Raw genomic sequence first — 20,648 nt, forward strand, 5'->3', positions numbered from 1 at the left:
TCGAGATCTGCGTCGAGATATCGGATGTGTATAATAGAAGCACCAATTAAATAACATATACTATGTCTTTTATACATCTGTGGTTACTATTACTCGATGGTAGCAGTGTGAATCTCGACGATTTCATCGATTGGCCCAGATGGGTTGGGGTCGGTATTCTCGGTGTGCTCGCAGCTGCCGGTCCCATTGTCGGACTATATACTCTATTGACAAGTAATTCGTCGTCGTTGCTCTTCATCGGGATCGGAACGCTCTTTCCGGTCATCGTGACGCTGGTCCTCGTCTCGTACGTCCTGCGATGCTGCAGCCGCCGATCAGGGGACACCCTACTCATCACGGGTGCCCTGGGTAGTTTGCTGTTGGCCCTCCTGTTTGCCGTGACAGCGACGAGTATCATTTGGGGGCAGCAAACGCTCGGGATCACGATGGCGGATCCGTTCGTCCTCATCACCGAGATGTTGTTGGGTGGGGCGCTGTTTGGGCTGCTCTACGGCCATTACTACGGGCTGGCGATTCTTCAACGGCGTCGCTTACGGGAGAAGACTGCCGAATTACAACAGCAAAACGAGCGGCTTGACGACTTTGCCTCGATGCTCTCACACGATCTTCGCAACCCCCTCAACGTCGCACAGGGCCGTCTTGAATTAGCACAGGACGATGTAGAATCCGAACATCTCGATGCGGTCACCACCGCACACGACCGGATGGAGGCCCTGATCGAGAACCTCCTCGAGTTAGCGCAGTTCGAGCAAGCCGACATCGACCGCGAATCCGTTGATCTGGAGACACTGGTCGGACAATGTTGGATGCTTGTGGACACGAACGAGGCAACCCTTGTCTCAAATGTCGACGGCACAGTTGCTGCCGATCGCAACCAACTCCAGCGGCTCTTCGAGAATCTGTTTCGAAATGCTGTCGAACACGGCGGGAGCACCGTGACGGTGACGGTCGACGAGCTTGAGGACGGATTCTATGTCGAGGATGACGGTCCAGGCATTCCCCCGGAGATTCGCGATGACGTATTCGAAAGCGGGTTCACGACTGCGAACGAGAGTACCGGATTCGGACTCGGTATCGTCGCCGAGATTGCTCGCTCTCACGGGTGGAACCTTTCGGTTGCCGATGGTGCCGATGGCGGAGCCCGGATTAAGGTGACTGGTGTCGAATCCTTGCACTAGCAAGGAGTGTAGTGCATAGCGACCAAGGTGGACGCGATTCGAGTCCGTCCAGCCGACCCGACGCAATCGCTGGAGTCCGTGGAATTGATTGAACTGATAGCGCAACCGCAACACTACCGCTGATAGGCCCAGCCGACCACCATACATCGACCTACGACACCTCCAAATTCAGACGTCTGAACACCGTCAGGACACTCTCGAGTCACGTGCCCTGTCTCAGGTAGGTTCTGCATGTGGGAGTTGCATCCGGACGATCGTCCCGCGAGGTTCGTTCGAATCGAAGGACAGCGTACCGTCTGAGGCATCGACCACCCACTTGATGAACCAGAGGCCGACACCTTGCCCGTGAGCCAGCGGGGCCTCGTCAGCCCGATCGAGGGCTCTGAGCTCTATGGCGGGAATCCCGGGGCCGGTGTCGGCGACCTCAACGGTGACCTGGTCGGTCGACGACTGTACGCTGATATCCACCGTGATATTGGGCGTATCGGCGTGGATCCACGCGTTGTGGAGTGCTTCGGCGACGGCCGACCCAATGAGTGGATGCGCTGCCACGCGAGCCGTCTCCGGGGCATCGATGGTGACATGGTCTCCCGGCGGGCCGACAGCATCACCAGCGAGGTATACCCGCGTGAAGGCCGCAATGTCCACGGTCGTTGTTGCGACGCCGAACAGACCCTCCGAATCGAGGCGAATGAGTTTCTCCGTGTGTGTATGAAGCCGTTCAAGCGACCGTATTGCTCGCCGGTACCAGTCGCGACTCTGATCGGTCTCGAGATCCGGTTCGATGAATTGGAGGCCGCCCAGTGCGACGGTCAACTCGTTGCGGACGTTGTGCCGCATCACTCGATTGAGGACCCGAAGCTGCTGGTTGAGCTGCCGTGTCTGTCGATGTTCTGCCTCGAGAGATTGCTGGTAGGCTGCCAGCGAATCGAAGCCGAAGCCGATTGGGACGCCAACGATGGCCCCGGCACTCATCGCTGCAGTGAACCCGAACAGCCAATCGAAGGTGCCCCGCAATTCTCCAGCTTCCAGCACTAACACCATCGCGACGGTCCCGGTTGCGACCGCCATTAACAGAACACCCATCAGCACGCCAGCGGCCTGTTTCTGTGCCGGGCGAGCCGCTAGTGACACCCAGTAGCCACAGACGGCGAGGAAGACTGCTGCTGCCCCAGGAACGGCCGTTTGGAAGATCTCGATGCGGGGTGCACTTCCGATTGGGAACTGGATTACTGCGAGCACGGCGAAACTAAACGCAAGAACGTATATGACGATCGGTGGCTGGCCTGGTATCAATCCATAGCCGGATACGAACTCTTTCAGCAGCTTACGGGCGAGCCACTCTCGGCGTGAAAACTGACTCCTCGGCAGCCCCGAGTGGGGGGTTTGGGTGTTTGAACTGGTCCGTCCGTCTGAGACCATACTTCAATATCAAATTAGGAGTACTTAGTTCGCCACGGTGACACAAGTATTGGAGAGAATGCACACATGAGAGCTGTGGATACCGAACCAAGCAATACCGAGGCTGCCGAGGGATTTCGAGTTCAATCGATATCGCCACAGCTTCAGTCGTTATTCGTCGACCGAGTCAGACTCGTCCTCGACGATGACGTCCACACCGTCCGGTGAGACGTCGAGGGGAATCCCCTCGACATTGAACTGAACCACGATCTCCTCATCGGCGGAGGCAATCAGCTGTTCAAGCGCATCCGGATCCACGTAATCGTGGAGCTGATACTCGTCGTCCTCGAGCCCGCACGTCTCTAGCGTCTCGATAATCTCTACGAGGAGGTCACTCGATCTATCCGAACTGGCGGTGGACGGGGAATGCATCTGAACGCTCGGGCTAATGGGTTGCAGGCGTATAAAACGTTGGGAGTCAACCACAGAAGCGTAACGCTTTGCCAGTTGACTTAGCGCGTTTGGGATAGCGTCGGCGCAACCAGAAGCGATTATGCGCTTTGACGCCGACTGGATGTCTCGCGCTGATGACCGCATTCTGGAGCATCTCTCTGAGGACGGCCCTGACACCCCGAAGGAAATGGCGGACAGCGATCGCGTGCGCTTTTCCCGCCAACACATCAACGCCCGCTGCAAGACGCTGGTCGAATATGGCCTCGTCGTCCACCTGGGCAACGGCGTTTACGACATCACTCGCCAAGGAAAAGCGTATCTCGCCGGTGAGATCGACGCTCGTGATCTAGACCCCCAGTAGCGTCAGCCGTCTCCGGCGACCAGATCCTCGATGAACCGGAATCCGTTCACGAACGTCACTGAATCCCCGTAGCCCTCACTGGCAAGCACCGTTTCGGCTCCTTCCCCGGCCGCGATATCCGTTGTGTAGATGTACACTTCGGTCGCCGTCCCCGTACTGAGGTGCTGGGCAGCCAGAGCCGCGAGGGCTGGGTCCGCCCGTTCAACCTCGTCGGCAGGGCGGTTGTCGGCGTTCGCGATATACCGTTGGACGCCATCCATCGTCCGCGAGACGATGGGTTCGGAGAAATCGAGCGGCACCGCTACCGTTGCCCACCCCTCGTCGATCGCGGTGTCAATCGGCACTTCCTCCACATCGGGGTCGTCGATGGTTAGCTCCTCGTACACCCGTTCGGGAAGGACGAAGGTGACGTCGTTCCGGCGAGCGAACCGCCGAACGGCCTGGTACCGACTGTTCGACGGCTGCCCCATCGCGACGAACAGGCCGGTGTCGGCGATGTGGAGCCGGCTCACGCGTCGTCAGCGCCGTCGCCGCCGTCGATGTCCAACTCGTCGAGTCCTGCCCCTGTCACCTCGATGTCGTAGTGCTCGTGGACGACAGGCCGCAGCGCCTGCAGAATCATCTCCGCGGCCAGCGGCGAAATGTCGAGGTCCTCGGCCATCAGCCGGTGGGTCACCTCGCCGCGCTCGCGGGCGACCGCGTAGGTGAGCGCGGTCGCGAGGCCGGCGACGCCGTGGCGGTCGATGTAGGTGTCGATGTCGGCGTCCGTCTCGCGGCGGCCGACGGCGTCGATGAGCGCCGGCGTGATCGTGTACTCGCGGTCACCGGCGGCCGTCGTCACGGTCAGGTCGATCTCCCGGGCGGCGTACCGGCGTGGCTGCTCGTCGTCGGTGACGTCGACGACGCCGGCGTCGACGAGCCGGTTCACGTAGCTGTAGGCGGTCCCCTGGGCGAGCTCGAGGTCGTCCATTACGTCTTGGACGGTCGCCTCGCCCTCCCGAGCGAGGTACGCGTACAGCTGAGCCAGCTGTGGCTCTTCGAGGAGATCCGCGACCGAGAGGAAGTCCTGGACGATGTCGCCGTCGGCGCGATTTGAGGTGCGTGACACGGGTCGTTCTTGATTACAGTTTACAGCGAAACAGTAAAGAGTGTTTGGGTCACTCTGCCGGCGTCGCGACGAGATGCTCTTCGAGGTCGCGCGTCCAGTACGTCGCGAGGCCGCCCGGGCTACAGCGGGCGCACAACTGTAACGGGCCTTCCAGATGGCCGAGTTCGACCCGGAATCGCGTGAGCGCCGCGAGCGTGTCGACGACCAGTCCACAACCGTCACAGGCAACGTGATCGCGCTCGTCGGGATTCGGCTCCGTCTGAATCGCGCAGTCGACGCAGATCGGGTGGGTGACCCGTTCGTCCTGCCCCCAAGTATGCGCCTCGCCAGTCTCGGTACCGGGCGGGGCGTCGCAAAACGCACAGCCGACGAGGGTCTGCTGCATCACTCGCCCTCCGTGTCGGCGTCGCGGCCAGCCGTCCAGCCACGGTGGAAGACGGCCAGCTGCGTCGATGAGTCGAACGCGGTGCCGCTCGGCTCGTGAACCAGAACTTGGTCCTCGGGAACCGGAGTGACGACGTCCGCGTCGACGAGGTCGCTGACCAGGCGTTGGGCCGTCGTGTCGTCGACGTCCGCCGTGTCGACGCCGGCGGCGTCGCGGTCCTGGGCGAGCTGTTCCTTCTCAAACCGTTCGTAGTCGCGACTCGTGTCGTCGTGCGGATCGGGACCAGGCATGGTGATTCACGCAGCGCACACTATTGTGCGCTGCACGCCTCCCGGCGCCGACAAACAGTCGGGAGTGACAGCGTCAGTCCGGTCGCGGGTCGCGATAGCCGATGACGGCGACGTCGTCGATGAACAAGACGCCCTTCATGAAGTCGAGCTTGGTCAGGCTGTGCTGGTACAGGTTATGCCGGCCGAGATAGTTCACCGGCACCACCAGACAGCCGAACTCGATCTTCGGCCGGCCGTCCTTCTGGGTGCGGTACCCCTTCTGGAACTTGAGGAGGTCGTCGCTGACGTTCTTCCGCTCGCTCTTCTCGACCTCGATGGCGATGCGGTCGTCGGCGTCGTAGAGGTCGACGCTGTAGTTAAACCCCTGATGCGACCAGGCTTGCAGTTCGGGTTGTAACCGCCGGCGGCGTCCCCTTCGTACTCGTACTGCGAGAGCTTGTCGGCGATCGCGGCATCGAAGCCGCCGACCTCTGTGTGCTTCGTCGAGCCGTCGAAGACGCTTGCTGGGACGGCCTCGACGGCCGACCGAATCGACGCCAGCGCATCGTCCGGAAATACCTCGGACGAGGTTTGGGTACGGCGCTCGCTCAGTTTGGTGACCTCCTCGACGACGACCATACTCGCACTCGACGAACAGTGCCCCGATAAAACCCGTCGCGACCGCCGTTCGAGCCGACCGGCCGCCAGGATGCACTCACTCGAGGAGTCGGGCGGAGGGTGGGGGCAAGGGAGTGGATCCAACCCCAGCGTTAACCAACACTGTGTCGGTTCCAGCCGAGAATGTTGGTTAAGTCTAACCGCTACGGCGTTCGGAAGCTCTCGAACTGGCTTCACGACGAAGGTGTCTGTCTCGCTGGCTGCTCTCTCACCTGACCGCTCCGCCGGCGTCGAGGGCGACCGCGTGAGCTGGGTGATGAGTTCGTCGCGAACGGCTCGTCGAGGGACGGTGGTCTCGTGCCAGCCCAGCCGGTCGTCGAAGTGCCGCTTCTGGAACTGCTCGCCGACGTCGTCGGCGGCCACGTACTGCGTCCGCGTCGACCTCCCGACCTGGTGGGCGACGAAAACCGCGCCCACGGCCTCGTGCGTGATCTCGACGAGAGCACATTCCACGAGGGCGACGACCGATGCGTGATCCCGGTCGGTCGGAACCGTCATCTCGAGGTCCGCCCACGGCGCCTCACCGTCGGTGGTAGTTCCTGCGTGATCCGCTGCTCGTGTCTTGCTGCGTCGTTCCGAAGCCATCGTCTATCGGGCACGTGATGCGCCCCGCCACCCTTTCGCGGGGGCGACAGACACCACCGAAACGCACCCCGTCAACCTATGCGCTACATCTGATACTTCTGTAGTTCCGCTACCCCTGTGATGGCCCCTCGGCCTGAGAGAGCCGGCGGGCTTCGCACACTGCATATCGCCTCTTTCTTTGGACGAAAACCGCGATATGCAAGACATTATGACGCCTTCAAATCAAAGGAGAACCTCGTCGGGCTGATTTGAGAGCGTAGAAAGTACCTCGACGAGTTCCGAGATGATACTTTAACATCAAAAATTGCTCGACGCCGGGGTAACGAAGGTGATATCGGACGTATCTGGATATCCGAGAACCGCTGCTTCACCTGTTGTTTGTCTCTCGAGTCCTCCGGCTCGGTACTTCGACTCGCGAAATATTCCTAATTCCCTCGATTCCGTTTGTGTTAGCTGCTGAAAATTGGTCGACGGGAGTTCAGAAGAACTTGATTCTAGTCCGCGGCATAATTTTCGATGTTCTGAGATGACCGGCTCTACCGGAAAGCTGCTGGCCTTACACAACCGGCTTGCTAAGTATAGGGATAGATACAGAAAGCTGCCGATGTTTGTTTGCATCGTTGGTGAAGAATTAGCCGTTAATTCGATGTGCGGACCCACAGAGGAATCAAGCGCAGAATGGATTGATCCTTACCGAAATGACGAATACGGAGAAGTAGGTCTCGTAGTCTGTCCCAGCTGCGACTGCGTACTCGGAGGAATGGCCACCGAAATCAATTGGTAACCACCACACCAACTATGAACCATGACGAACACAATCTACGCTCCAGCTCCGATCAAATGCCGAGAATGCGGAGATGAACTCGAAACCATCGAGAAAGGCCACCTACAAAGCCAGAACTGCACCGGCGAAATCGACGACGTCGAAGACTACCGAACCAAGTATCCGGACGCACCTACACGCTCCACAGAAATGCGTGACAAGATTGTCGACGGCCTCAAAGACGAATAAACTAGTCTGTTCTCAATCGGCGGAAAGCACTTCCAGTGCCATTGATAAACACACAGTATGACTGGAGTAGAACACATCGCCGGTACAATTCTTGGAGGCGCAGCAAAAGGAACAGCCAGCACACTTCTAAAACACGGACTGAAATCCAGCAACGGCCGGGACTCTCCGGTCTCGAAACCTGAAGACTGCTTCTGGGGGGCAGACGGCCAGCTATACTGCCCTGTTAACAAGCTCCCCGGGCAGAAACGCCAAGTGAACGATAGGGAGGTGCGCGGTCGAGATCTTCTCCCAAGGCCAACTGAGAAACCGCCCGCCAATCTCACTCAACCAAGCCCTGCTCCCTGGGAGGAAGAGTCGGACCAGGTCGGACTCACCGATTTTTAGTAACTAACTGTGAACCAACAAACAGCCATTCTTTAACTGATGAGTGAAAATGCCACTCTAAGTAGAATGGCTACACGAAGACGAACCGCTATCTCAAGTCTGCGGTCATCAAGATCATCTCTAATCAGACTCATCATCCTCACTGGATTCATCTCTGCGCTCCTTATCGCACTAAATCAGGTTTTCGCCGTGGATTGGCAGATAATCCTAATTGCCGTTACCTCTGTCACCATTCTTGTATTATCGAGACTCTGGTACCGTGGGATCTTCATATCACCTTGGTCACTGCGACTAAAAACCCTCTACAGAAAATACAATCATTTCGGTATTATACCACTTCTCAGCGTGTTCAAGTCCCGTAGACGTCGGACTGTAGAACTACTGAAAGGGTCATTGGTTATCGCGGGGGCCTCTTTTGTAGGGATTATCCTCGGCTCCCTTCATTCAACGTACCAAGAACAACTTCCATTCGATATATCAGTTCCAGGTAGCGTGCTTGGGACAACATGGCAGGTACACGCAGTTATTATCGGCTTCAGCTTCGTTGCCCTAACCTTCGTCTGGGAGGAAATCCACGCAAACTCACTCAAGGATGAACTCACAAGACTATTCGTCGAGGACATCGGATCGATCTGGACGGTTACCTTCGTCTTCGGCTCTAATCTGGTAATAGGATTCATCGTATTCACACAACCCTCTTCTGAACCAGCGGGGTATCTGGCAATCTACACCACTGCAGTACTATTCACCGCATCAATAACTACCGTGGCGAACCGATTCCTAGACGCATTAGATCTCTTGTTCTACACCGATTTAGACGAGAAAGTCAAAAGCTTCGCAAAACAAGATTTAGAGAAGGACATCATTAGAACCTCTTCAACCCCGAATCAGGTTCTTGCGGAGTCTGTACCCGGATTTAATCCTTTGTCGATGCGTCTCCCTGACTTCGGATTAGATCAAACCACCGTTACCTCTAGAGATATCGATAAGACAGGGACAGTCACCGACATCAACCTGCACAGAATGAACAAAATCTCAGACATCGTCCGCGAAGAAAACACCGCCAGTATCGATCAAAACCCGACCATGGATATGACACTGGCTGAAGATACCACTGTTCTTACCCTGGACGGAGATATCTCTGAAGACAAACTGGATCAAATCCGGACACACCTACGCCGAGGACTCAAGACACGGGGAGGAAACTGATGCCGAATTACGAAGACTATCTTGAACACTTCTTCGAGAAAGCAGAGATCTCTATCCAAGAAGGGAAAGGGAACCAACTCTCTGACAATCTTCTTAATCTCAATGAATTAATCCACGAGCTGATTAACAAGGAACAGGTTTCAGAAGGACAATTCAGATCGGACTATAAGTTCTGTAAACGCCGATACGTCCGACTATACAAACAGATCCTGGATGACGACGCTGATGAAGACCTGAGAGAGAACGTAATTGGTTCGATCTCAGTCGAAGCCAATTATGCAAGTAAATCAAACGATCTAGTAGCCTATCAACAACTACTGACAGCTCTCAAACAATGCTACGAAAAGTCATACCCTAAACCAGGATTCGATGACGCAACTGAGAAAATCTTTGAAAGATACGCAGCACAACGAATCGGAATAACACAGAGCTTCCGAGATGCTGACGACGTAGAACGACTAGCAGAGAGTAAAGAAATTGTTGAAACCTTTCTTGAGTCCTACCGTGATCTTTGGAAGTGCGCAATTGAATACGAGTGTGAAGACTCAATCAAAAGGCTTCACCACAATCTGAACGAGATACGGGCTTTCGAGAGAGCGACCTACCATACAGGCATCCCTGAAGACGAGAACGATCTGCTACAGAAGCAGGAACTCGCCGACAGTTTCAGAAAACGGATTGAAATCCAGAAATTCGCGGCATATTCCTGGGCATACAAACTCTACATAGAAGACGTCTACTCCAACAAATCCTTCATTCAAACCCTGTATCAGGATTACGCAGAACAGAATTTCTCATCCATCAAAGACCTCTCAAAGATTTACTTCCATATCAAGTCCAAGCCACTTGCGGATCTCTACTGGGAAAACTGGGAGACCACCAGACAACTCGAAAATGCGATTGGCTCCAGTTTTGCTTCTATGGGTGCCAATACCTGGCTCACCAAATTCTACCTCGCCCTCTCACTCCATTTGTTCGATCAAGATACCCAAGAACGGTTCTTGAACTCAACGCCAGAAGAACTGCCTATTCCAGCCGAAAGACAACATCGTATAGAACTCAACAGTCTCCACGACCAAGTTCAAGAATTTAAAGACGACTACCCGCTCGACTTCCTGTTAGACGATGACGTAGACCTCAATAAGCGGGTGGAGAATCTTTCTAAAATCCTTGATCAAGCCCACTCACACGCAGAGAAACAGCAGTTAATGTGGGTACGTAATCAGCCGATTGAACCGGAATACATCAAATCTGTAAAAGAAAACATAAACGAGGATTTCGACAACACCGCTATACTAAGACAGGGACTCAAAGAAATCGGATTGCTTCAGCAGAAGCCGTTCCCACCCGATACAGACGGAATCAGATTAGCAGAACTCCACCCTGAGAAACGAGTATTTGTACAGCAAGAAGGAGTAGCTGCACCGACTACATCCAACTTCCGTGGCGTCTTCGATAATTACAATGAATACGTTCTGAGAGGTCTAAACTTAGAAGAATACAACGTTGACAGCATCGATGAGCTGATTGACGAAATAGAAGACCAAGTCAATAAGCGAGATCCTGCACTAATTCTTCTAAACCCTGGTCAACATCGGATGAAGCTTTTAGAAGACGAAAGGTTCACACACGGAGCAGATTTCCCCAACGCCCACCACTCATTTCTCGACATACCTGTGCTCACTGAATCAACGGACACTTACACCGCACTCCTGCTACTAGAGAATGAAAGCCGTGGTGTAGAGTACGCAAACAAGGATGGCAAAGTACTGGACGTGGAAGCCACTCCTGGAGAAGAAGCAGAGGTAAAGGATATGCCGAATAAACCCTTAGAATCAATTCCATACCTCGAAGCACCTCACGACTACGTACAAATTGATATCCGGATTCGCGGATTCATACAAAGCGAGGAGCTTGACGGCGTACTTCTGCATTTAAACTCTGAGGACTCGGATTAGTTTCTTTATTTAGCGATTCAACGTGATGGTCGATACGCTCTCTCTATTCAGCAGAGTCGCCAAACCAATCAATATCTAAGGGTTCCACATATTCGGGAGAGTCTATAATTCAGAATTGCTCAACAGAACCAGTTGATTCCTCTTCAACCTGTTCGTACATCTCATCCGGGAACGGAAGACTGCCCCAGATCGAGTAGGGACACTGATCCTGGCCGATACAGTAGCGCTGTAGATCGTCATTGTCGCAGTTCATCGGCAACGGCGTGTCACCGTCGATCGTGTTCGAGAATTCGTAGCGGACCTGGTACTCGGTCTCCTGCTCATCGTACCACGGCCACCGGGAGAAGACGCCCTTGAGGTCCGCGACGATCTCGTCGAGGCTGCTGTCCTGGTACTGCGGCAGCCACATTACCATCCGCGCGAAGTTGTAGAGGTCCTTCCGGACGGGCTTCTTCTCGTGTAGCCGCTCCTCCATATTCGCCATACAGGGGAGTTCGAAGAGGTCCTCGATCTCTCGCACTTCGATCTGTTCGGCGCCGGTTCCGGCTCGCCCGATTCGGTACGTATTGACGCGCCCGTCGCGGTCGATCGTGACGGCCGAGTGGGACTCGTGGTCGGCCAGCGTCTTCGCGAGACTGCTCGGACTCGATATCCAGCCCGTTATAGAGGATTCCCAGTCATCCTCGGCATCGTACGCCGTAACCGCTCGATAGAGCTCTTTCGCTGTGTGGAAATCGCCCTTTTGCGCGACGTCGTCGGGCGCATCACTTAGGGCCCGTCGAAGGACGCGGATCGTCCGTTCCCCACGGTCCCAGTTCCGCCAGATTCGCTCGTGATGGCCGGTCTCGAGGAAGCGGTCGATCCGCTCCGTGATCGCCGACTCGTTCGTGGTCAGCCACGATAGCTGGTCGTCGGAGAGTCCGTCTTCTTGCACCCGCAGGAGCTTCTTGAACGCCCGCTCAGCGTAGTCCCGATACTTGCTGTCGAAATCACCGACCGGGACGTACAGGTTGTTGTCCTTCACTCGCGTCAGTATCTCCCCGCCGTCATTCCCCGTCGATGACTCGCTCTCCGCTCGAACGAGACATTTGCGTGACGCCGCCGCCATCGGGATTTCGAGGTAGAGGCCCTCCCCGAACTCCGGCATCTCCGTGATACCCGTACAGACTCGACCCGGATGTGGGCCATCCTCACCGGGCTCCTTGCTGTACAGCACGTCGGCGATGTCCTGCTGGAGTGATCCATCGCCGTGGGCGCGGATGAGGGAGGCGAGATTGTTGACGTACAGCTCCCGGATATCGTAGAGCACCTGGATGTTCCGTGGTGACGCGTGCTCGAACTTCGGGTGCTCTTTCACACAGATCGCGCTCAGCGTCGCGAGCACGGCAAGCGTCCCCGGTTCGTCGACGAACGGCTCCTCGGCAGCATCGGCACGAACCTGCTCTTTGAACGCCGCCGTCCCGAACCGCTCGATGTCGTTCACGAGGTCCTCGGGTTGGTCCTCACCGTCGACGACGTATCGATTGTATCCACGCGTAAACACTGGTTGATGCGGGTCTCACCGTACTCCAGGGGGAGTGCCGCAACTCGATACGCCATGTCTTCGTCGTCGGTGGGCGTACTCGAACTCATTCGTCGATCACCTCGGGTGTCGCCGACCGAACGTCGAACGCCGGGCTCTCGATTGGTTGAACGATGCTACAGACATCGGCGTGCAGCGAGTAGGGCAGGCGAGCGACACGCCGGCGATCGGCCGTCACGACGGGGTCGATCGGGATGTCGTATGTCTCGAGGAGGAGGTCGTTCAACACTTCGCGACTCTGCTCGTCGTATCGGTGCGCCGGGTCGGTATCCAGCAGGTAGACGTGGACCCCCTGCCCGCTGTAGACGACCATCGTCTCCTCGGCGTCGAAATCGTCCTCGAAGATGTCGCGCACCTCGAACCCGTACTCGATGGCGCGGTCGATGTCTTCGAAGGCGTACGGATACCCCGCTGGATCGGCGTCGAGGATTCCTGCCGCATCGAGAAGCGCATCGCCGTCCCGTTCGTCGACGGCCGCCGACACCATCTCGTCCGCTCGGTCTCGGGCGATCTCTTTGGCGTCGATGTCGACGAGGAGGACCCACGGTCGTTCCCAGTGATCCAGCGCGTAGTAGACGGCGTCGGGCCGTGGGTCCGGTTTCTCCAGCACCTCCGGATCAGCAAGCGCGAACTCGCTCCGCCCCAGCGGGTCGTTGCGAGCGGGGTGTCGAATGAACTCGACGACGTCCTCGAAGTCGTCGAACTCGTGCGTCGTTCGGTCCCCGATGGATCTGTTTGCCACGTATCTCGCCGGATGAAGTCCTTGTCAGGCACCTCGTCTTTGCGCACTGGGTGGGGCTCTCGGAAGGCGATGGCGTACTGTTTCGGGCCGGTCGCCGTGATGAATTCCGGCAGGTCATCCAGATAGCGGGGGAATTCTTCGGCGTAGTAGGCGTAAATCTCCTCGCGGGTCGCCTGTCGCCAGGTCATTGGTTGAGTTCTTGATCGAGATTTTTGAAGCCCCGAACGGTGGTCAGGCCCGCAGCATCGAACTCGTCGACGGCGTCTCTGATGGTCGCAAACGACCGTGCCGCCCGCCCGCTGACCCGCTCGCCGATCCGATCGGCGTCGGCAAGGCTATCCAGGACGTCGAGCGCCGTCTCGCGATTGTTGAAGGCCCAGATTGCGTCGGCGTCCACCGCGCTGAGTTTGTCGTAATCCTCGACCGGGGCGTGCCGGTTGTTACTCGCGAGCTCTGCTTCGCCGGCCCAGACAAGCTCGCCGTCCTCGTCGAAGCCGGCCACGTCCAGTACCGTGCCGTCTTCGGTTTCGTAGTACGGCTCCACGCGACAGACGTCGTCCCGCTGCTGGAGCCACAGCTCGAGGAGCCGGACGCCAACCTTGTGTGGCGTTTTCTCGCCGAGATCCCCCGCTCCTGGCCCCGTCTTCAATTCTTTCCCGAGGAGGTCTCGACCGTCCGGGAGGACGGTGTAGTACTTGCGCCCCGCCGCGGAGTCCGCTTCCAGGAGGTCCTGCTCCGTGAGCCGCTCCACATGGAGGTCGTCGTATTCGTCCCGAAGCTGGCTCATCCTGTCCAGTAGCGTGTACTCGTCGTCCTCTCGATTCATCACGTCGAGGACCCGATTCAGGAACCGAACGTTGTCTCGACTGAGCCCGCGTTGTTGGAGTTCGTCATCGGGGACGGGCACGCTACTTTCCTGAACGGGTGTTGCCCCATTCTCCGGCTGTGTTGCTTGGTAACCAGTTGGTTCCTCGTCCGTCTCGGTGGCCTGCCCGAACAGGGGGCTTATTTCTGACTCGTCTGCATCTGGGTCGCTGTCCGTCTCGGGCTGGGTGGTCGACGTCGATGCGTCCTCGGTCGTCGATTCGCTGATGAACGCGGATTGCGTCGGGTCGGTCGCTGCATCGCCGTCGGCAGCCGAGCCCGTCGTCTCACCCCCCGAACTCCCCCAGCCAGTCTCCTCTGGGGAAGTGGTCGACTCAGTCGGCTCTGTCAGCCCGTACTGGGCCTGTGTCCGCTCGACCATCCGTGGCCGGGACACGGACTCGAAATGGTCTTCCTGGGGCTCTGTGAGCGGCTGGTCGCTTTCTGGATGCCCCGGCGCAATCGGCAGCGGCTTCAGCGAAAACGGCGGCGGCCCAGTCTCTCCGAACGACGGACTCGGGAGTTGGGCGATCCACTCGCCACTTGGGAGCGTGTTGATTCGGTTGCGGAGTTCGGTCGGGCTGAGGTCCTCGTGGGCAAGCGATTCCGCGAGGTCGCGCTCGATCGAGATGTTGCCGATGAGCTTCGTCTTGATGTTGTTCAGCACCTCGTCATAGGCCCGCTCGTTCCGATTCCGCACCTGTTCGGGGAACTGCATCACGAGTCCCATACTCAGGCCGAACGACCGGCCCTGCGGCAGGAGCTGTTCGGAGACGAGCTTCGTCGACGCGACCGGTGCCGCCTCCTCGATGATGAGGTTCGTGAGCTTCTCGTAGTCGGTCTGACCGTCGCGCCGGCGCACCTGGACGGCGTCCCAGAGATTGCTCAACAGTAGTAGGGTGATCGCTCGCTGGGCCTCCGGCCGCAGGTCGCCGAGGTCGAAGATGATCGTGGCGTCTTCATCGAGGAACTCGCGGAAGTCGAACCGGTTGTCGACGTACTCGCCGGCGTCATTCTGCTCGGGGACGTGGCTGAAGATCCGCCGGAGATGCGCGTCCTCTTTGAGCTTGTCGAGGCGGTTCCCGACGGCGTCCATCGACACCTGGAACTGGTGGTTGTCCTTCGCGAAGTGGCGCGTCAGCGATTCCTCGATGTTCTGGTTATCCGCTGAGACCGGGGGAATCGTCTGGTCGCGCTGCATCCGGAGCGCGGCGGCGAAGAGGTCGTCCAAGCCGAACACGTCGCTCCCGTACTCCTCGTCGAACAGCGCCTTAATCAGGTAGCTGAGGATCTCGTTCGCGACGAACGCCTGCCCGTACTGCTCGCGGCCCATAATCATCCGGAGGATGTCGTGGAAGTGGTCGACCTTGTCCTGAATCGCGTCCTCTCGGTTGCGACCCGCCTCGAGCGCAGGCCGGATGTCGAAGAAGGAGAACGCGGGGATTGTCTCCGGGACGCGGAAGTGGTAGACGTCGTCGAGGCCACTGAACCGCTCGTAGTGGCAGCGCAGGTAGTTCTCACACATCCCGTCGCCCTTCGGGTCGACGAGGACGACGGGGCCACCAGTCGTCTCACGGAGCGAGAGCGCGTCGTTGATGATGGCCTTCGACTTCCCGCCACCAGTCGACGCGAACCGCCCGTAATGCGTCGGCAACAGGTCCGGCGGGATCCGGATGGGATCCGGCCGCGGCTCGCCGTTCTCGTCGAGCGCGTAGCCGATGGCCATCCCGTCTTGGAACTGCTGGATCAGATCCGGATTCGGCCACGGGAGCGGGTTCCGACTCTGCTGTTCGGCTCTGGTTCCCCGCGTCCCTTCGACGGTCAGCTGTTCGGAGGAGGGGACGAGGACGAAGTTCGCGAGCTCCGTCCCACAGAGGACCAGCTCGGGGCGTGTCTTCCCCCGGCCCGTCGTCAACTCGCGATTGAGGAGGCGCTGGAGAGCGGCCCGTGCCTTCTTCTCCTTCGTCTTCTCACGGAAGCCGCTGTCCCGGAGGCGTTGTCCCTCGACCTCGTAGAACGGTCCATCGAGCGGGTCGAACACGGGGAGGAGCGAGTCCATCCGGCCATCGAGGTCGTCGCGGGTGTCGTCGGTGGGGACGCCGACGGCTCGGATGTTGACCGTGAACGACCGTTTGGCGTTCTTCGCGTCGATGTACTCGATCCGCTTCTGGACGGCCTCGCTGAGCTGTCGGTCGTCCTGGTCGCTCCGCTGCTCCTCGACCTCGAGCAACGACCCGACGACCTCCTGGAAGAACGTATCTCGGCCGTCGACGAGGTCCTCTTTCCGCACCTCCGCGTCGGACTGCCAGCTAGCACGCCGTTGGAAGACGACTTGGAACGCGGTCGGCGCTGTCGCCTCCATCAAGTGGTCGATCAGCGACGCCAGCGCTGCGCCCGGTTCGTCGACGGACGAGAGATCGCCGTTCGTTTCCTCTGCCGTGAACGGTGTCAGCGAGGTCATCCAGTCCTGCTTCCGCGACGCGGCGCCACACCACCGAACCCCGAGCGGCGAGACAGCGTCTTGGGCCGGGCGAGCCAGAATCGTTCCCGCCGGTGTCATCGTCGGCTTCTCGATGGCCCGTCGCTCTTCCTCGTCGTCTGGAAGTGCATCGGGCGGCGCTAGTTCCAGGGCTGAGTCCCCGACAGTCACGTGATGATCGGGGACGCTCGTGGATGCCGTACCGCCGTCGACAACGGGGTCTGCTTCGGCTGACTCGGAGTCCACTGATTCCTCGTCGACGATGCCGTACTGTTCTGCCGGGCCAAACTCGTACTGCAGCCGCCCGGCCTCGTAGTATTCGGCGAATTCCTCCGGTGTGAACTCGACTGGCTGAATGAGCCGGGCAGCGACGTCGACGTCGACGCGCTCGATGTCGAACGTGGCTGGATAGATGGAACGGAGGCGCTTCTCGAGCGTATCGAGGTGCGCATCGGCCCCGTAGAAGAACTCTACCGGGTCGTCCGGGCCATCACTGATCGCGAGGAACTCGAATCGGGGTGGTGTCTCACTGTGGAGCGGGTTCAGCTTCGCCCCGAGGCCCGACGAGCCGGGCGTGGTCAGCTTGTGGAGACTGTCGAGGACGCGGGAGATGCTCTCCGGGTCAAGTCGCTCGGATGTCGGTGTGACGCGCAGGTACTCAGCCATCGTTGGTCTCCTCCGTTGACCCGCCGTCTGGCTCAGCTTCGACGGCGTCTGATTCCTCGTTCAGTTCGCTCGTTTCGTCCGTTCCGTTCGTTGCTCGATGCTCGAGCTCTTCCTGGAACTCCTGCATCTCGGTCTCGACGGCCTCATCGCCAGCGCCGGGTAGCGAGGACCGAACTTGGGAAGTCGGGTCGAAGTCGATGACCTGCTTCTCCTTGGGCATCGCTTTGACCTGGATGCCGCGCCACTCGCCGTCGACGCCCACCAGCGCCTCGGAGAAGCCGGCGTCCTCGTTGCCGGGGACAGCGTCCTGAACGAACCGCATCTGCGCGTAGTTCAATCCGAACTCGTCGGCCCACTCCTCGTCCATCCCGTCAAGGCGGTGGAACTGCTTGACCGCACACTGATCCAGGATCGCCTCGGATTCGGCGTGCTCGAAGAACTCGTCGACGGTCTGCGTGACCAGCCGAATCGAGAGGTCGTGATGCCGGTGATGACGAAACACCGTCTCGAGGAACGCCAGGCTCGCGGCGTCCTGCATAATGTAGCGCGCCTCGTCGATGTAGAACACGACTTCCTTCTCCGAGACTTTCGCCCGCTCGTACACCAGGGAGATGAGCAACTGCATCGTCAGCGCCGTGCTGCTGTCAACGCTGCCTTCCTGCTGGGCGAGGTCGAGGTAGATGACCTTCTCGTCGCGGATGTCGAAGTCCGATGCTTGGCCGAGGTTGGCGTGCCGACCGTCGTCCTCGAAGGGGCGGAGCTGGTCGAGGAGCCACGTCGCGTCCTCCTTGATCTTCCCCGCCTCCTCGTCGGACCGGACAACGAACTCCTCGGGCTCATCGACCATGTCCTCGAAGACGTCCATCATGTCCCGGATGGTCGGGTTCGGGTTGTCGTGCGTGGAGATGTCGTCGGTGATCCCGTTGCGCTTGTACGCCCGCTTGAGCCCGAGTTCCAGCGTCGTCCGGCGGTCGCCCAGCGAGATGCCGCGGAGCGCGAAGAAGTTCGTCAGGAAGCTCATCGCGTCGTCGAGCTTCTCGTTGAACGGGCTTGCGTCCTCGCCCATCGCCCGCTGGACGTGCTCGGGCGTCTCTCGAATCTCCAGGGGATTGAGGCCAAGCGTCCCGCCGACCGTGATGCGTTTGGCGTCGAGGGCTTCGGCGACGCCGGCCCAGTTGTTCAACGGCTCGAGGATGATGCCGATACGGTCCTTGCTCTGCTCGATCGACCGGATGAAGTTCTGTTTCGAACTGAACGACTTCCCGGAGCCGGTGTCGCCGACGGTGAACATCGCGTACCCGTTGTCCCGCGCGAACGGGTCGATGACGACCGGGCTCTGGTTGTCTTTGTGAATCCCGAACTCGACGCCGCCCTCCTCGAGGATCGTCGCGTTGTGCGGCGAGGACAGCAGCGCGCCGACGGCGCCGCCGAGCGCAATCGACGTCCGCCCGAACTCGTTGTCACCGATGGGTGCGGCGGACTGAAGGGCGAGATCCTGCCGGCAGATCGCCGTCTTCGGCGTGAGGTTCGCCGGGTCGTCGCGGAGCGCGCTCTTGACCTTCTGGACGGCGTCGCGGAGGTCCTCCTTCTCGTCGGCCCGGACCGTGATGAACATCCCCTGGTCGAAGACATTCGCGCCGTTCTCGACGGCCTTGTACGTCGCTGCGGCCTCGTTGGCGCGCTCCTGCAGGTAGGCACTCCGCACGCTCTGTTCGAGGTCAGCGTCGACCTGAAGGTCGTCAGCGATATCCTGCAGTTCGTTCCGCGCCCGCTCCTGGTTCTTCGGCGTGATGTGGGCCGTCAAATCGAACTGCACGTCCGTCATCTCGAAGAGCTCGGAGAGGTAGCCGTCGTTGGGGTAGTCGGGGTAGTCAGCGATGTACAGCGTCGTCGTCCACTGCTCGCCGACCCGTGCCGCGCGCGTTTCCCACTCGATTGCCGCTGGCGCCGTCACCGTCTTGTGTGACTCAGCGATGTCGTCGAGGAGCTGGCGTTCGGCCGCGCCCTGTTCGATGGTCTCCTCGTCGAGCAGGTCCGAGAACTCGACCTCTTCCTCGTCGTCGTCGGTGTACCAGTCCCAGAGGAGTTTCCCGCCGATACCGACCAGTACCGCGAGCAGGATGTAGAGGGCCGCCCCTTCAGCTGAGGTCGGATTCGTGAGCCACTCTGTGAGCTGGCCGACGGCTCCGCTGCCCGTCTGGAGGACGAGGTTACGCATCGTGGTCATCCTCCCGGCGCGAGTGGCCGATGATGGATTGTTCGCGAACGACGCTCTCTGCGTCGTCGTACTCGTGTTCGCGGCCGTTCCAGAAGTCCATATTCAACACGAAGAGTTCGACCGTGCTGAGCCGGCGTGCGGACCACCCGGAGGCCTGCTGGATGAACTCCGACCGCACATCGTTGACCCGGCTATCCAGCTTCTCGAACATCTGTGCGCGGCGCTCGACGTCGGTGAGATCCTCGCGGCGGGTCACGAACGGGTTGAACAGGAACCCGATGACGGGGAACTGCGTCAGCTTCTCAGCCGGCGTCCCCTCGTCACGGTAGCGGTCGTAGACCTCCAGCGGGGTGACCTCGACGCCGATGTAGTACCGCACCTGCTGGATGCCCCGTTCTCGCATCTCCTTCGGCCGCGTCTCCCGATACTCCTCGAGGAGTTCCCGGAAGATCGGATTTTCTTTGACGTCCTCGTCGTTCAGGCGGTCTTCGATGTTCTCGGTGATCTGTTCGACCGGGAACGAACGGGTCGTGGCGTGAAGTTTGAGTTTCGAATCCAGTTCCTTGTTGGCGAACTCTTCGCCGGCGTCCTGGAGCTGTGCCCAGTTGTCGGACATCGCGAAGTCCATGTTGCCGGGGTCGATCTCGATGAACGCCTCCATCGTGCCGTCCGCGCGCTGGATCGCGCCAGCGCCCGGCCACGCCCGCTCGATATTCGTGAGGTCCTGCGTCCGCTCGTCGGGCTTGAATGGCGTGTAGTTCGCGAGCCCGCCCTCGTTGCGCTCTGTCTCATTGGTACTACTGTCGGCTTCCTCCGGGGCGCTGAACGTGATCTGGGGGCGCTTGACGTAGCGATAGACGTCTTTCGTCCACGTCCACGCGTTGAGGTGGTCGGGCGAGACGTAGACGATCGCGACGCCGAACCCGAACCCACCTGCGACAAACGGGAGGGCGAGTGATTCGATGCCGGTGAGGCCAGCGATGAACAGGCCGACGATCGGGAAGGCGATCAGGACGCCGACGTCGCCTTCCTCGATGTTGAGGTAGGGGATGCGGCTCTCCTCACCGAACTGGTCCATGATACGCCGTGCGGCTGCGTCTTCGTCGATGGACATGG

At 59.1% G+C, this 20,648-nt stretch carries 14 protein-coding genes and 4 pseudogenes; 5 read left to right on the forward strand and 13 right to left on the reverse strand.

What is annotated here, in order from left to right; all coding sequences use genetic code 11:
* The first annotated feature begins 107 nt into the window (after positions 1–107).
* Entirely contained in the window at positions 108–1,178 is a 1,071-nt protein-coding gene (locus P1N55_RS19240) for a sensor histidine kinase (RefSeq protein WP_276278853.1), read from the forward strand.
* Between the two features lie 216 nt (positions 1,179–1,394).
* Here the strand turns inward: P1N55_RS19240 and P1N55_RS19245 are convergent, their stop codons facing one another.
* Positions 1,395–2,600, reverse strand: coding sequence for a sensor histidine kinase (locus P1N55_RS19245; RefSeq protein WP_276278854.1), 1,206 nt, complete (start codon positions 2,598–2,600; stop codon positions 1,395–1,397).
* A gap of 150 nt (positions 2,601–2,750) precedes the next feature.
* Positions 2,751–3,011 carry a HalOD1 output domain-containing protein gene (locus P1N55_RS19250; RefSeq protein WP_276278855.1) on the reverse strand — a complete coding sequence of 87 codons (261 nt, stop codon included), beginning with the start codon at positions 3,009–3,011 and terminating at the stop codon, positions 2,751–2,753.
* Positions 3,012–3,132: 121 nt separating this feature from the next.
* On the opposite strand from P1N55_RS19250, the gene P1N55_RS19255 reads away from it, so the two are divergent.
* Entirely contained in the window at positions 3,133–3,393 is a 261-nt protein-coding gene (locus P1N55_RS19255) for a MarR family transcriptional regulator (protein WP_276278856.1), read from the forward strand.
* A gap of 2 nt (positions 3,394–3,395) precedes the next feature.
* On the opposite strand, the gene P1N55_RS19260 is transcribed toward P1N55_RS19255, so the two are convergent.
* From P1N55_RS19260 to P1N55_RS19285, 6 genes and pseudogenes are all read right to left on the reverse strand, one after another.
* Positions 3,396–3,905 (reverse strand): hypothetical protein, encoded by a 510-nt coding sequence (locus P1N55_RS19260; protein ID WP_276278857.1) that lies wholly within the window; start codon positions 3,903–3,905, stop codon positions 3,396–3,398.
* Entirely contained in the window at positions 3,902–4,501 is a 600-nt protein-coding gene (locus P1N55_RS19265; protein ID WP_276278858.1) for a DUF7437 domain-containing protein, read from the reverse strand. Before P1N55_RS19265 ends, P1N55_RS19260 begins: the two co-directional genes overlap by 4 nt.
* A gap of 49 nt (positions 4,502–4,550) precedes the next feature.
* A complete protein-coding gene (locus P1N55_RS19270) occupies positions 4,551–4,886 on the reverse strand; it encodes a DUF7558 family protein (RefSeq protein ID WP_204749963.1) in 336 nt (111 codons plus the stop codon).
* Positions 4,886–5,176: a hypothetical protein gene (locus P1N55_RS19275; RefSeq protein ID WP_276278774.1), complete on the reverse strand. Its 291-nt coding sequence runs from the start codon at positions 5,174–5,176 to the stop codon at positions 4,886–4,888. Before P1N55_RS19275 ends, P1N55_RS19270 begins: the two co-directional genes overlap by 1 nt.
* 73 nt (positions 5,177–5,249) lie before the next feature.
* Positions 5,250–5,794 (reverse strand): annotated as a pseudogene (locus tag P1N55_RS19280) (hypothetical protein).
* A gap of 195 nt (positions 5,795–5,989) precedes the next feature.
* A pseudogene (locus P1N55_RS19285) lies at positions 5,990–6,418 on the reverse strand (hypothetical protein); the annotation flags it as partial.
* Between the two features lie 805 nt (positions 6,419–7,223).
* On the opposite strand from P1N55_RS19285, the gene P1N55_RS19290 reads away from it, so the two are divergent.
* The 3 genes from P1N55_RS19290 (at position 7,224) to P1N55_RS19300 (ending at position 10,981) form a co-directional block, all read left to right on the forward strand.
* A complete protein-coding gene (locus tag P1N55_RS19290; RefSeq protein WP_276278775.1) occupies positions 7,224–7,430 on the forward strand; it encodes a hypothetical protein in 207 nt (68 codons plus the stop codon).
* A 423-nt stretch (positions 7,431–7,853) separates the two neighbouring features.
* On the forward strand, positions 7,854–9,023 hold the full coding sequence (locus tag P1N55_RS19295) for a hypothetical protein (protein WP_276278776.1): 1,170 nt from the start codon (positions 7,854–7,856) through the stop codon (positions 9,021–9,023).
* Positions 9,023–10,981 (forward strand): hypothetical protein, encoded by a 1,959-nt coding sequence (locus P1N55_RS19300; protein ID WP_276278777.1) that lies wholly within the window; start codon positions 9,023–9,025, stop codon positions 10,979–10,981. Before P1N55_RS19295 ends, P1N55_RS19300 begins: the two co-directional genes overlap by 1 nt.
* Before the next feature lie 109 nt (positions 10,982–11,090).
* Here P1N55_RS19300 and P1N55_RS19305 read toward each other — a convergent pair.
* The 5 genes and pseudogenes from P1N55_RS19305 to P1N55_RS19325 form a co-directional block, all read right to left on the reverse strand.
* Positions 11,091–12,613: pseudogene (locus P1N55_RS19305) on the reverse strand (primase-associated protein).
* A pseudogene (locus P1N55_RS19310) lies at positions 12,610–13,493 on the reverse strand (DNA primase). The pseudogenes P1N55_RS19305 and P1N55_RS19310 overlap by 4 nt, the downstream one beginning before the upstream one ends.
* Positions 13,490–17,314 (reverse strand): ATP-binding protein, encoded by a 3,825-nt coding sequence (locus tag P1N55_RS19315; protein ID WP_276278778.1) that lies wholly within the window; start codon positions 17,312–17,314, stop codon positions 13,490–13,492. The pseudogene P1N55_RS19310 and the gene P1N55_RS19315 overlap by 4 nt, the downstream one beginning before the upstream one ends.
* The gene (locus P1N55_RS19320; protein WP_276278779.1) at positions 17,307–19,541 is read right to left on the reverse strand and encodes a VirB4 family type IV secretion system protein; all 2,235 of its coding nucleotides are present in this window, start codon (positions 19,539–19,541) and stop codon (positions 17,307–17,309) included. Before P1N55_RS19320 ends, P1N55_RS19315 begins: the two co-directional genes overlap by 8 nt.
* On the reverse strand, positions 19,525–20,646 hold the full coding sequence (locus tag P1N55_RS19325; protein WP_276278780.1) for a hypothetical protein: 1,122 nt from the start codon (positions 20,644–20,646) through the stop codon (positions 19,525–19,527). Before P1N55_RS19325 ends, P1N55_RS19320 begins: the two co-directional genes overlap by 17 nt.
* Positions 20,647–20,648: the final 2 nt, after the last annotated feature.

Origin of the sequence: Haloarcula regularis (assembly GCF_029338315.1) — an archaeon.
Classification (GTDB): domain Archaea; phylum Halobacteriota; class Halobacteria; order Halobacteriales; family Haloarculaceae; genus Haloarcula; species Haloarcula regularis.